The organism is Streptomyces longhuiensis (genome assembly GCF_020616555.1).
Taxonomy (GTDB): domain Bacteria; phylum Actinomycetota; class Actinomycetes; order Streptomycetales; family Streptomycetaceae; genus Streptomyces; species Streptomyces longhuiensis.
Map to the genome: position 1 here is coordinate 4,180,498 of NZ_CP085173.1, position 11,769 is coordinate 4,192,266.

The following is an 11,769-nucleotide window of genomic DNA, read 5'->3' on the forward strand; positions in this document are numbered from 1 at the left end:
GGGCGTTTATCCGCCATTTTTGGCGTATTTCCTGCCCGGAGCCGGGACGGCATCCATGTTCCGTCCCGAAGGGAATGGTCAGCGGAGCACCGGGCACGGATGTAGATCTCCGTGTGCTCCCGGCGCGGGCAGGGGGCGACGATGCCCCCGCGAGATATCGCGCTGATCACGGGTCAAGGCTATCGCCCCTCCCCCGGGAGTCGTCATGAGCCGTATGTGTACAAATACAGCGGTCGAACTTTGACACTCTGCACAGGGACAGCGACGCGGATGGATGCCACGAGGGGTTGCCTAACGGTCGCGCCGGGTCCACGTTGAGGGGAAGACACCCCGGCCCGAAGGCTCCGAGGGGAGCGCACAGCCATGGCACCCAAGATCCTCCTGGTGACCGGCGACGCCGCCGAGTCACTGGAAGTCCTGTACCCCTACCAGCGCCTGCGCGAGGAGGGCTACGACGTCCACATCGCCGCCCCGGAGCGCAAGAAGCTGCGGTTCGTCGTCCATGACTTCGAGCCGGGGTTCGACACGTACACGGAGAAGCCCGGCTACACCTGGCCCGCCGATCTCGCGTTCGCGGAGGTCGAGCCGGAACAGTATGTCGCTGTCGTGATCCCGGGCGGCCGCGCCCCCGAGTATCTGCGCAACGACCCGGAGCTTCGCAAGATTCTGAAGTCTTTTTTCGACGCCGACAAGCCCGTGGCCCAGATCTGCCACGGACCGCTGCTCACGGCGGCCGTCGACGGGCTGCGCGGGCGCAACGTCACGGCCTATCCGGCGCTGGAGCCCGACATGCAGGCGGCCGGTGCGGCTTTCCGCGACGCGGAAGTGGTGGTCGACGGGACGCTGGTGTCGTCCCGCGCCTGGCCGGACCACCCGGGGTGGATGCGGGAGTTCCTCACGGTGCTGCGCGCCAAGGCGCCGGTGACCTGAGGCCTGACGCCTGACGCCTGTCGCTCCAGGGGCGCCATGGGTGGCGGCTGACCCGCCGACGAGGTCAGCCGCTACGCACGGCGCTCCTGGAGCGACACGACGGAACCCCACGGGGCTACGGCTTTCCCTCGACCGCCGCGATCTGATCTCCCTACGGGACGCGACACCCAACTTGGCCACTATGTGCTCCACGTGCGCGTCCACCGTGCGCGCCCGCCGCGGAACGTGAGCGGATTCACTCACTCCGCCAGGCGCCGCGCCACTCCCACGGCCTCGGCGAGAGTGTCCACGATCGGCACCCCCACGCCTTCGAGGCTGGCCCTGCTGTGCGACCCGCCGGTGTAGAGCACGGCGCCGGCGCCCACATGCAGCGCTGCCACCGCGTCGTCGGCCGCGTCCCCGATGACCACCGTGCGCCCCGGCGCCACCCCTGAACCGGCCAGCGCACCGAGATGGCGGACCATGTGCTCGGCCTTGCTGCCGCCGGAGGGGCCGGTGCGCCCGTCGATCCGCAGGAAGTGCGACTCGATCCCGAACTCCCGCACCAGCGGAACGAGTTCGTCATGCCCGTACATGCTGAGGATCGACTGGCTGCGGCCCGCGGAGCGCCAGTCGGCGAGGAGGAGCTCCGCGCCGTCGGCGAGCCCGCAGGCCGTGCGGTGGAGCGTGTAGTGCCGCTGGAAAGCGGTGTCCATGCGCTCCCACTCGGCCTCAGTGGGCAGCCGGCCCATCAGCCGCTGGTAGAAGCGGGGTATCGGCACGCAGTACAGCTCTCTGTACCGCTCCAGGGTGATCGGCTCGAGTCCGATCTCCTCGAAGGCGGCGTTGGTCGCGCTGATGACCGCGTCGTTGTCGTGGAACAGCGTCCCGTTCCAGTCCCAGACGATGTGTGCTCCGGCTGCGTGCTTCCCCATGCCAAGAACTTACCCGCAGGGACCGACAATCGTACGTTCGCTCAGGTCAGCCGCTCAGGCCGAGCAGATTCGGGATCTCCTGCGTGGCGAACCAGAGGAGCTCGTGGTCCTCGGCGCCGTCGACGACGAACTGCGCGTCGTCGTCGCCCTGGTCCGCCGCCCCGAGCGCCGCGGCCGCCGCCGTCACGTCCTTCTCGGCGTCGACGGAGTCCACGTGCACCGCCGCGGCCTTGGCCAGGGGGACCGCGTTCGCGATCCGCACCTCGCCGAGCGCTCCCGGGTCGAGTCCGCGGTCCGGGTCGGCCACCGCGGCACCGTCCGGCACGTCGAGCGCGACCACGACCCGCTTGCGGGGCGCGTCCGGATCCCCGGCGATCAGCCGCAGCGACGCCACCGCCGCGCGGTTGAGGGCCGCGTACTCCAGCTCCTCCATGTCGTCGGAGACGTACCACTCGCGCAGCGCGGGTGTCACGGCGTACGCGGTGAGCGGTCCGGGTCCCAGTTCGCCCGCCTTGTGCGCCTCGGCGAGACGGGGCAGGGACAGGGGGACGTACACGCGCATGGCGGGCCACTTTCGTCGACGAGAGGGCCTTCAGGATACGTGCGGGCGTCCCCCTTCGGGGTGCCGGTCACCACCCGTCCGCACGTCCACTCCGGACCTCCCCGTGACGCTCCCGAGCCCCGTCCCCGCACGCCTTGTCCGCCGTCCGATCACTCGGATAGGTGATCTTTACGGCCGCCCACGCCGGGCACCTCCGGCCTTGTGAGCGGCGCCGCCGTCCACGTACAAGATCCCCAAGCGAAGTTACCGATCGGTATCCACCGGTCGGAGGCCGAACGGGGACCCAGACATGCACGAGCCCACCGCCCATGAGCCGCTGCGCAAGGTGATGGACCAGCCGCGCCGCCGCCCCAGGACGACCCGGCCCCCGGGCGGCCGCCCGCCCGGCAGGCAGGACGCGAGGCGCCCCGGCACGCGGCCCGTACGCGTCCCGCCCCAGCTGCCGCCCCACCCCGCCGAGCTGTTCACCGAGCGCCTCCTGCTGATGCTCAGCGGCCAGCGCCCCGTCCACTGGGCGTCCCGCCACTTCGCCGGATCCCTCTACGACGCCCTGATCCGGCTCGCCGAGGACCGGCCCCTCAACGACCGGGGACGGCAGCCCGTCGTCCGCGGCATCGGCCACTACCAGCCCGAACCCGGCGTCTACGAGGTCTTCGCCCGGATCAGCGCCGGCCCCCGGCTGCACGCCCTCGCCTTCCGCCTGCGCCGGGGCGACGACCACCGCTGGCTCTGCACGGCCGTCGAGATGGTCGGGCGCCCGCCCCGCGGTACCGGGGCGTGAGCGCAGCCGCCGTCAGCGCACCAGCCGCGCGTCGAGCCAGGCGTCGACCTCGTCCAGCGCGGACACCGGCGGCGAAGGGTGGCCGACGCCCTCGTACGACGTGTACGTCACCCGCGTCCCGGCCCGCGCCGGCGCCGCCGCCGTCTCCTTCGAGGTGACGGCCGGCACCGTCGTGTCCGCGGTGCCCTGCACGATCAGCACCGGCTCGCGGTGGCGGGTGACGGGCGGCTCGGAGTGGCGGGCCGGCAGCGCGGCCGGCCCGGGGCGCTCCGTTGCGGGGCGTCCCGTACGCGAAGTCGGCGTTCTTCAGACCCTCGCCGGCTTGAACACCTCGGCGAGGCAACCGCCGTCGCGGGCCACCTCGAGGACCTTCATGCCCCGGGGCGCGAGGTAGTCCCCCGCTGTGCCTCCCGACGCCGACGAAAAGCGTCCCGACACCGACGAAAGGGGCCGGGCATCCCGTGCCCGGCCCCTTCACGCACGCTCGGTCAGAGCGCGCCGCGCACTACTTCTTGCGGCGACGCCCGCCCTTCTGCTGCTTGCGGCGCTCCGCGCGCGTGAGGCCGTCGGCCTCGGAGCGCGTCGGGCCGTCCTCGGTGACGTAGTCCATCTCGTCCACGCCGCCCTCGGCGTTCGGCGCCTGGAAGTGCAGGCGGTCCGGGCGCTGCGGGGCGTCGAGGCCCTTGGCGCGGATCTCGGGACGGCCGACACCGGCCGGCACCGCGTCCTGCTTGTCCAGGGACGGCGCCGTGTCCTGCACCTCGACCTCCTCGACCTGCTGCTCGACCTGGACCTCCAGGTTGAACAGATAGCCGACGGACTCCTCCTTGATGCCCTCCATCATGGCGGTGAACATGTCGAAGCCCTCGCGCTGGTACTCGACCAGCGGGTCCTTCTGCGCCATGGCGCGCAGGCCGATGCCCTCCTGGAGGTAGTCCATCTCGTAGAGGTGCTCACGCCACTTGCGGTCCAGGACCGACAGGACCACGCGGCGCTCCAGCTCACGCATGATCTCGGAGCCGAGCTGCTCCTCACGCGCCGCGTACTGCGCGTGGATGTCGTCCTTGACGGACTCCCCGATGAACTCGGCCGTCAGACCCGCACGGTCACCCGCGGCCTCCTCCAGCTCGTCCACGGTGACCTTCACCGGGTAGAGCTGCTTGAAGGCGCCCCACAGCCGGTCCAGGTCCCACTCCTCGGCGAAGCCCTCGGCGGTCTCGGCGCCGATGTACTCGTCGATCGTGTCGTCCATGAAGTGCTGGATCTGCTCGTGCAGGTCCTCGCCCTCCAGGACACGGCGCCGCTCGCCGTAGATGACCTCACGCTGCCGGTTGAGGACCTCGTCGTACTTGAGGACGTTCTTCCGGGTCTCGAAGTTCTGCTGCTCGACCTGCGACTGGGCCGACGCGATGGCGCGCGTGACCATCTTGTTCTCGATCGGCACGTCGTCCGGGACGTTCGCCATCGACATGACGCGCTCGACCATCTGGGCCTTGAACAGGCGCATCAGGTCGTCACCGAGCGACAGGTAGAAACGGGACTCGCCCGGGTCTCCCTGACGGCCGGAACGACCACGCAGCTGGTTGTCGATACGGCGCGACTCGTGCCGCTCCGTGCCGAGGACGTAGAGCCCGCCGAGGTCCTTGACCTCCTCGAACTCCGCCTTCACCGCCTGCTCGGCCCGCTCCAGAGCGCCCGGCAGCGCCGCCGCCCACTCCTCGACGTGCTCGACCGGGTCGAGGCCGCGCTGGCGCAGCTCCGCCTCGGCGAGGTCGTCCGGGTTGCCGCCGAGCTTGATGTCGGTGCCTCGACCGGCCATGTTCGTGGCGACGGTGACGGCGCCCTTGCGGCCGGCCTGGGCGACGATCGTCGCCTCACGGTCGTGCTGCTTCGCGTTCAGCACCTCGTGCTGCACACCGCGCTTGGAGAGCTGCTGCGAGAGGTACTCGGACTTCTCGACGGACGTCGTACCGACGAGGATCGGCTGGCCCTGCTCGTGCTTCTCGGCGATGTCGTCGACGACCGCGTCGAACTTGGCGACCTCGGTGCGGTAGATCAGGTCGGCCTGGTCCTTGCGGACCATCGGCTTGTTCGTCGGGATCGGGACGACGCCCAGCTTGTAGATCTGGTGGAACTCGGCGGCCTCGGTCATGGCCGTACCGGTCATGCCGGAGAGCTTGTCGTAGAGACGGAAGAAGTTCTGCAGGGTGATCGTGGCGAGCGTCTGGTTCTCGTCCTTGATGTCCACCCCTTCCTTCGCCTCGATCGCCTGGTGCATGCCCTCGTTGTAGCGGCGGCCGGCGAGGATACGGCCGGTGTGCTCGTCGACGATCATGACTTCGCCGTCGATGACGACGTAGTCCTTGTCCTTCTTGAACAGTTCCTTCGCCTTGATGGCGTTGTTCAGGTAACCGACGAGCGGCGTGTTCACCGACTCGTAGAGGTTGTCGATGCCCAGCCAGTCCTCGACCTTGGCGACGCCGGGCTCGTGGATGGCGACGGTGCGCTTCTTCTCGTCGACCTCGTAGTCGCCGGTCTCCTCGATGCCCTTCAGCGGGTTACCGGCCTCGCCCTTCTTCAGGCGGGTGACCAGCTTCGCGAAGTCGCCGTACCACTTCGTGGCCTGGTCGGCGGGGCCGGAGATGATCAGCGGCGTACGGGCCTCGTCGACGAGGATCGAGTCGACCTCGTCGACCACCGCGAAGTTGTGGCCGCGCTGGACGAGCTCGTCCTGGGACCACGCCATGTTGTCGCGGAGGTAGTCGAAGCCGAACTCGTTGTTCGTGCCGTAGGTGATGTCGCAGTTGTACTGCTCGCGGCGCTGCGCCGGCGTCATGTTCGCCAGGATGCAGCCCACGCTGAGGCCGAGGAACTTGTGGACGCGGCCCATCATTTCGGAGTCGCGCTCGGCCAGGTAGTCGTTCACCGTGATCAGGTGGACGCCCTTGCCGGACAGCGCGTTCAGGTACGTGGGGAGCGTGCCGACGAGGGTCTTGCCCTCACCGGTCTTCATCTCGGCCACGTATCCGAGGTGCAGCGCGGCGCCGCCCATCATCTGCACGTCGTAGTGACGCTGGCCGAGGACACGCTTGGAGGCCTCGCGGACCGTGGCGAAGGCCTCGGGGAGCAGGTCGTCGAGGCTCTCGCCGTCGGCGTACCTCTCCTTGTACTCGTCGGTGAGGGCCCGCAGCTCGGCGTCGGAGAGGCTGACGAAATCCTCTTCGATGGAGTTGACCTGGTCCGCGATGCGGTGCAGCTTGCGCAGGATCTTGCCTTCGCCTGCACGCATGATCTTCGAGAGGACGGACACGGGGGTTGGTCTCCTTGCCGGTCGGGCCTGGCACGGTCGGGTGTGACGGTATAGAGCAACGGCCATCGTATGCGAGGACCCCGGCGCGCCGGGAGGTCTGCCGTAACCACAGCCACACGGACAACGCACGAGGACCGCTCAAGGTGCCGCACGAAGGTGTGCACCCCGAATACGAAAGGTAACAGCGCGCTCACCCCGCGAATTCTGCTGGCGTCATTGTCGGCCTCCGAGCAGAATCGGCCGATGGAACCCGTCGCACTCACCACCGACCGCCTGCGGCTGCGCACGTTCACCGCCGAGGACGCCGACGAGGTGTATCTCGCGGCCCAGGACCCCGACATCCAGCGCTGGACCACGATCCCGTCGCCCTACGCGCGCGTGGACGCCGAGCACTTCGTCGGCCGCATGGTCCCGGACGGCTGGCGCGCCGACACGGAGTACACCTTCGCCGTGCGGCTCCAGGAGGACGGCCCCGTGATCGCCGCCGCGAGCCTGCACCACCCGCGCGCGGGCGCCTGGGAGGTCGGTTTCTGGACCGGCAAGGAGCACCGCGGCCGCGGCTACATGACCGAAACCGTCCTCGCCCTGGCTCACTGGGCCTTCACCGACCTGGCCTGCACGCGCCTGGAGTGGCGCGCCGAGGTCGGCAACGTCGGCTCGCGCACCGTCGCCGAGAAGGCCGGCTTCACCATGGAGGGCGTCATGCGGGCGGGCCTGCCCAACAAGGGCGTGCTGCGCGACTGCTGGGTCGCCTCGCTCCTCCCCTCGGATCTCGGCCTCCCGGCGGCGCTGCCCTACCTCCCGGCACCCGCGTGACGGCGTCCGGCGCCGGGAAGACACCTCCCGGCCCCGGCCCGACGACTTCCGGCACCGCCTGACGGACAGGGCTTCGCGGTCCCGGCCCGACTGTCAGTGCCGCGCCCTATCGTTCGGGGCATGACGACCACGCCGCGCCCCGCCGCCGAACTCACCGCCGACGAGGCCCGCCGCATCGCGCTGCGGGCCCAGGGGTTCCTCGGCGCGCCGGACCGCAGGGCAGGGGTCCGCGGCGTGCTCCGTCACCTCGGAGCGGTCCAGCTCGACACCATCTCGGTGCTGGCCCGCTCCCACGAACTCATCCCGTACGCGCGCCTGGGCGCGGTCGACCGCAGAACGGTCGAGGACGCGTACTGGACCCCCGGCACGTCAGGCGCGCCGCACGCCTTCGAGTACTGGTCGCACGCCGCGTGCATCCTGCCCGTCGAGGAGTGGCCGCACTTCGCCTTCCGCCGCCGCGCCTACCGCACCCGCCCGCACTGGTACCACGACCTGCCCGACGGCGCGTACGAGCAGGTCATCAAGCAGCTGCGCACCGAAGGCCCGCTCACGGCAACGGAGTTGGGCGGCGCGAAGAACAAGGGCGAGTGGTGGGACTGGTCCGAGGCGAAGGTCGCCGTGGAGCGCGCCCTGATGTACGGCGAGGTGGTGTGCACACAGCGCCGCAGCTGGAAGCGGGTGTACGACCTCGCCGAGCGCGCCGTCCCGGCCGAGCTGCTCCATGACGACCTCGACGACCGGGAGTGCCTGCGCCGCCTGGTCCGCCTGGCCGGACAGGCCCTGGGCGTCGGCACCCGCTCCGACATCGCGGACTACCACCGCCTGAAGAGCGAGCAGTTCGACGCGGTGGTCGAGGACTCGGGCCTGGTTCCCGTGACCGTGGAGGGCTGGGGGAAGCCGGCCTGGGCGGACCCGGCGGCGCTGGAGACCGTCCCGCGCGGCCGCCACCGTACGACGCTGCTCTCGCCCTTCGACTCCCTGATCTGGGAGCGGGCCCGCACGGAGCGGATCTTCGGCTTCACACACCGCCTGGAGGCGTACGTCCCCAAGCCGAAGCGGGTGCACGGCTACTTCGCGATGCCGGTCCTCGCGGGCGGGCGTCTGGTGGGCCGCGTCGACCCCGCGCGCGACGGAAGCACGCTGGTCGCCAAGCAGGTCTCCCTGGACGGCCCGAAGGCGGTCCAGGCCGTGGCGCAGGCGCTGCGGGAGGCGGCACAGTGGGTGGGCTGCGACACGGTCCGGATCGAGCGCGTCGACATGCCGGACCTCAAGCCGGCCCTGATCACCGCCCTCGACTGACCACCTCGACCGACCACTCCCACCCGGCGGTCGCCATCCGGTGGCCGCCACCCGGCGGCCCTCACGCAGCGGTCGTCACCCGGCGGTCGTCACCGGATCTCGAGGATCTTCTCCCGCATCGCGTAGACCACAGCCTCCATCCTGGAGTGCAGCTGCAGCTTCTCCAGGATGTTGCGCACATGGTTCTTCACGGTGTTCTCGGAGATGAACAGTTCCTTCGCGATGTCGCGGTTGTTCATGCCCGTGGCGACCAGCTTCAGGACTTCCAGCTCGCGGTCGGTCAGTCGCGGCGCGGGGACGAGACGCCGCTCGTCCGTGCGCTGGATCATGGACTTGAATTCGGTGAGGAGCTTCGACGCCATCGAGGGGCTGATCTGCGACTGCCCGTCGGCCACGGCGCGAATGGCCGTCGCCACCTCGTCCGTGGAGATCTCCTTGAGCAGATAACCCGTCGCGCCCGCCTTGATCGCGTCGTAGAGATCGGCTTCCTCGTCACTGATGGTGAGCATGATGATCTTGGCGCTGGGGGCCACCTCCTTGATGGAGGTGCACGCCTCGATCCCGCCACGCTTGGGCATCCGCACATCCATCAGGATGATGTCGGGCAGCAGGTCGGCCGCCTTGTCCACGGCCTCGGCGCCGTCACCCGCCTCGCCGACGACCTGAATGTCCTCCTCGGCCGCGAGGACGATCTCGAGCCCGCGCCGGAACAGCGCATGGTCGTCCACCACGAGGACCCTGATCGGCTCCTTGCGCGGCGCGCTCTCGTCCGGGCCCATGCCCTGGACACCGTCACCGGCCGTACCGGCGCCGTCGTCCCGCATCGGTCCGAAGCTGTCCGCCATCGTTCCTCCCCCTGAAGGCCATGGCCCGTCTTCCAGTACCACGCCAACCCGAGGCAGCGGCACACCGGTTGACCCGGCACGGCCATGCTTTCATGCCTTGGCGTCGGTGCGGTGTCAGAGCGGTGTGCACGGGGGTCGCACGATGGTGCCCCTGGGGGCGCACGCGCTCCCAGGGGCACCATTTCCGGCTGTCTCCCGCGGGCTCAGCGGTGTTGTTCCGCCTGCCTCAGCCGCCGAGCGCCCCGCCCGCTTCGGACGACTGCGCCTGGGTGACCATCGGGTCGGTGTTGAGGTGGATCACGCCGTAGTCGTAGGCGTGGCGCCGGTAGACGACGCTGGGCTCCTTGGTCTCGGAGTCGACGAAGAGGTAGAAGTCGTGCCCGACCAGCTCCATCTCGTAGAGCGCCTGGTCGAGCGACATGGGCGCAGCGACGTGCGTCTTCTCGCGAACGATGAGCGGGCCTTCGCCCTGGACCTCGAGGGAGCCGATCCTCGTGGTCGGCACTCCGCCGGGCTCCTCGTTGTTGACCACTGAGCCGTCCCCGTTCAGAGTCGCCGTGCGGACGACATCGGGGACTTCCGCGGCCGTGAGCCTGCCGCTTCCGCGACGGGTGGACCGCTTGCTGTGTTCCTTGCGCAGGCGCGCCTCGAGCTTGTCCGTTGCCAGGTCGAGCGCCGCGTACGGGTCGCTGGCCGCGGCCTCCGCCCTGATGACCGGGCCGCGCGTGCGGAGTGTGATCTCTACGCGGTCGCAGCGGTCGGCCTGTCGGGGGTTGGGCTCCTTGGACACCTCCACGTCGAGGCTGATCACCTTGCCGTCGAACTTCTGGATCTTATCCAGCTTCAGCTTCTCGGCCACGTGCTTGCGGAACCGCTCGGGCACCTCTGTCTTGCGGCCCTTGACGACGATGTCCACGCAGAACTCCGTTCCCGGATCGCCCCGCTCCATCGGCGGAGCATCTCCCTGTTGCACCAGACTCCGGCCACTTCCGGAGTCTCTGACTCGGCGACTTCCACCTCCTCCTCCCCCATGGACAAGATCTACACCCCATCATCGCGGGTGATTGCCAAAAAAACCTGCGGCACCCACGACAGCGGCATTCTCGATTGCCGAGGACGGCGTCAACCATTCCTCACAACCGAACATATCTCGCCCGGACGGATGTCGTCACCCTCTACTGACGCGTACCTCCATTCAGGTGAATTGACCCTCTCACTACCTGCAACGACGCAGGTTTGCGCTCAGTTCCGGTTTATTTCGAAAGAACCCGGAGAGGAGGCGACCACGGCCGCACTGATCGAGTTGCGCGGAGGCAATTCCCGTGCTGTTTCCACCCATCCCGGCGTGAACCCGTCGCTCTCATCCTCTGCCGCGCTGACCACTGCCGCACGTATTGCGCGGGCCGCCTCTGCCAATGAGGCGCCCGTGGTCATGACGTCGTCGACCAACACGATCCGGCCACCCGAGGCGAGGAGCGCACGGGCCCCCGCGGGCACTTCCAGAGCACCGGCGAGATTGGCCAGACGCCCCCGCGAGTCGAGCCCGGCCTGATCGGCAACGGCCCGCCTCTGACGCAACGCGGCCAGCACCCTGGCAGGCACCCCCGCCCGACGCAGCTCAGCCGCAGCGGCATACGCGATCCGCCGCGCAGGATCATGCCCACGCGCCCGAACAGCCTTCCGGGCGGAGGGAACGGGGACCAGGAGGAGGGGGGTGGAGGGCTGGGTGGGGGACTGAGTGAGGGGTTGGACGCGGGGTTGGATGCGGGCGGCTGGTTGGGTGGGCGTGTTTGCTTGGCCACGCACGCCACGTGCACGTACCTGCGTGCGTGCGTGTGCCTGTGTACGTCCATCGGCTGTACGTCCATCGGCTGTACGTCCATCGGCCTGTGTACGCCCGCCTACGGGGCCCCCACCCCCGCCCCCTCCCCCACCCCCCGCTTCGCTCAGTCCTGCCCGCACCGCCCCCGCGAGGGCCGCGCCCAGGGGCTCCGCGAGACCCAGCGCCCCCCGCTCCTTGTGCGCGAGCAGTACGGCCCGTACCGCGTCCTGGTACGGAGCGGCCGCGTGCACCACCGGCAGCCCGGGCGGCTCAGGGCTCGGCCGCACCCGGCCCGGCGCACCGCCGTACAAGGCGTCCCCGCAGCGCGCGCAGAGCGCCGTACGCGGCCGACCACAGCCTCCACACTCGGCCGGCAGCACCAGATCTCCGAGGTCCTGCAACCACCCCCGCATGTCCACCACTGTGCCAAGAGGGGCGCGCTGAGACCACCCCTGTGGATAACCCCCTGTGGATAACTCCCGGACGGGCA

General features: G+C 69.8%; 11 protein-coding genes. 4 read left to right on the forward strand and 7 right to left on the reverse strand.

Features of this window, described 5'->3' with window-relative positions:
* The first annotated feature begins 363 nt into the window (after positions 1–363).
* Positions 364–930, forward strand: coding sequence for a DJ-1/PfpI family protein (locus LGI35_RS19410; protein WP_227295081.1), 567 nt, complete (start codon positions 364–366; stop codon positions 928–930).
* Positions 931–1,169: 239 nt separating this feature from the next.
* Here LGI35_RS19410 and LGI35_RS19415 read toward each other — a convergent pair whose 3' ends face one another.
* Both LGI35_RS19415 and LGI35_RS19420 read right to left on the reverse strand, forming a co-directional pair.
* A complete protein-coding gene (locus tag LGI35_RS19415; RefSeq protein WP_227295082.1) occupies positions 1,170–1,844 on the reverse strand; it encodes an HAD family hydrolase in 675 nt (224 codons plus the stop codon).
* Positions 1,845–1,890: 46 nt separating this feature from the next.
* On the reverse strand, positions 1,891–2,406 hold the full coding sequence (locus LGI35_RS19420) for a DUF6912 family protein (RefSeq protein ID WP_227295083.1): 516 nt from the start codon (positions 2,404–2,406) through the stop codon (positions 1,891–1,893).
* Positions 2,407–2,695: 289 nt separating this feature from the next.
* Between LGI35_RS19420 and LGI35_RS19425 the strand changes: the two genes are divergently transcribed.
* On the forward strand, positions 2,696–3,187 hold the full coding sequence (locus tag LGI35_RS19425; RefSeq protein ID WP_227295084.1) for an Rv3235 family protein: 492 nt from the start codon (positions 2,696–2,698) through the stop codon (positions 3,185–3,187).
* A gap of 12 nt (positions 3,188–3,199) precedes the next feature.
* Here the strand turns inward: LGI35_RS19425 and LGI35_RS19430 are convergent, their stop codons facing one another.
* Positions 3,200–3,388: an alpha/beta hydrolase family protein gene (locus LGI35_RS19430; protein ID WP_227295085.1), complete on the reverse strand. Its 189-nt coding sequence runs from the start codon at positions 3,386–3,388 to the stop codon at positions 3,200–3,202.
* A 304-nt stretch (positions 3,389–3,692) separates the two neighbouring features.
* Positions 3,693–6,497, reverse strand: a complete 2,805-nt coding sequence (gene secA / locus LGI35_RS19435; RefSeq protein ID WP_227295086.1) for a preprotein translocase subunit SecA — start codon at positions 6,495–6,497, stop codon at positions 3,693–3,695.
* Between the two features lie 243 nt (positions 6,498–6,740).
* On the opposite strand from secA, the gene LGI35_RS19440 reads away from it, so the two are divergent.
* Both LGI35_RS19440 and LGI35_RS19445 read left to right on the forward strand, forming a co-directional pair.
* On the forward strand, positions 6,741–7,313 hold the full coding sequence (locus LGI35_RS19440; protein WP_227295087.1) for a GNAT family N-acetyltransferase: 573 nt from the start codon (positions 6,741–6,743) through the stop codon (positions 7,311–7,313).
* A gap of 120 nt (positions 7,314–7,433) precedes the next feature.
* On the forward strand, positions 7,434–8,612 hold the full coding sequence (locus tag LGI35_RS19445; protein WP_227295088.1) for a winged helix-turn-helix domain-containing protein: 1,179 nt from the start codon (positions 7,434–7,436) through the stop codon (positions 8,610–8,612).
* An 89-nt stretch (positions 8,613–8,701) separates the two neighbouring features.
* Here the strand turns inward: LGI35_RS19445 and LGI35_RS19450 are convergent, their stop codons facing one another.
* From LGI35_RS19450 to LGI35_RS19460, 3 genes are all read right to left on the reverse strand, one after another.
* Complete coding sequence (locus tag LGI35_RS19450; protein WP_116512656.1) at positions 8,702–9,457, reverse strand: response regulator; 756 nt, start codon at positions 9,455–9,457, stop codon at positions 8,702–8,704.
* A 226-nt stretch (positions 9,458–9,683) separates the two neighbouring features.
* On the reverse strand, positions 9,684–10,373 hold the full coding sequence (gene hpf, locus LGI35_RS19455) for a ribosome hibernation-promoting factor, HPF/YfiA family (protein WP_376222823.1): 690 nt from the start codon (positions 10,371–10,373) through the stop codon (positions 9,684–9,686).
* Between the two features lie 326 nt (positions 10,374–10,699).
* Entirely contained in the window at positions 10,700–11,692 is a 993-nt protein-coding gene (locus LGI35_RS19460; protein WP_227295089.1) for a ComF family protein, read from the reverse strand.
* Between the last annotated feature and the right edge of the window lie 77 nt (positions 11,693–11,769).

What these genes read in the sequence shown, in the direction of transcription:
- LGI35_RS19440 (WP_227295087.1), top strand. Translation starts at nt 6,741, where the DNA reads ATGGAACCCGTCGCACTCACCACCGACCGCCTGCGGCTGCGCACGTTC.
- LGI35_RS19460 (WP_227295089.1), bottom strand. Translation starts at nt 11,692, where the DNA reads ATGCGGGGGTGGTTGCAGGACCTCGGAGATCTGGTGCTGCCGGCCGAG.
- LGI35_RS19420 (WP_227295083.1), bottom strand. Translation starts at nt 2,406, where the DNA reads ATGCGCGTGTACGTCCCCCTGTCCCTGCCCCGTCTCGCCGAGGCGCAC.
- LGI35_RS19410 (WP_227295081.1), top strand. Translation starts at nt 364, where the DNA reads ATGGCACCCAAGATCCTCCTGGTGACCGGCGACGCCGCCGAGTCACTG.
- LGI35_RS19450 (WP_116512656.1), bottom strand. Translation starts at nt 9,457, where the DNA reads ATGGCGGACAGCTTCGGACCGATGCGGGACGACGGCGCCGGTACGGCC.
- LGI35_RS19445 (WP_227295088.1), top strand. Translation starts at nt 7,434, where the DNA reads ATGACGACCACGCCGCGCCCCGCCGCCGAACTCACCGCCGACGAGGCC.
- LGI35_RS19415 (WP_227295082.1), bottom strand. Translation starts at nt 1,844, where the DNA reads ATGGGGAAGCACGCAGCCGGAGCACACATCGTCTGGGACTGGAACGGG.
- LGI35_RS19425 (WP_227295084.1), top strand. Translation starts at nt 2,696, where the DNA reads ATGCACGAGCCCACCGCCCATGAGCCGCTGCGCAAGGTGATGGACCAG.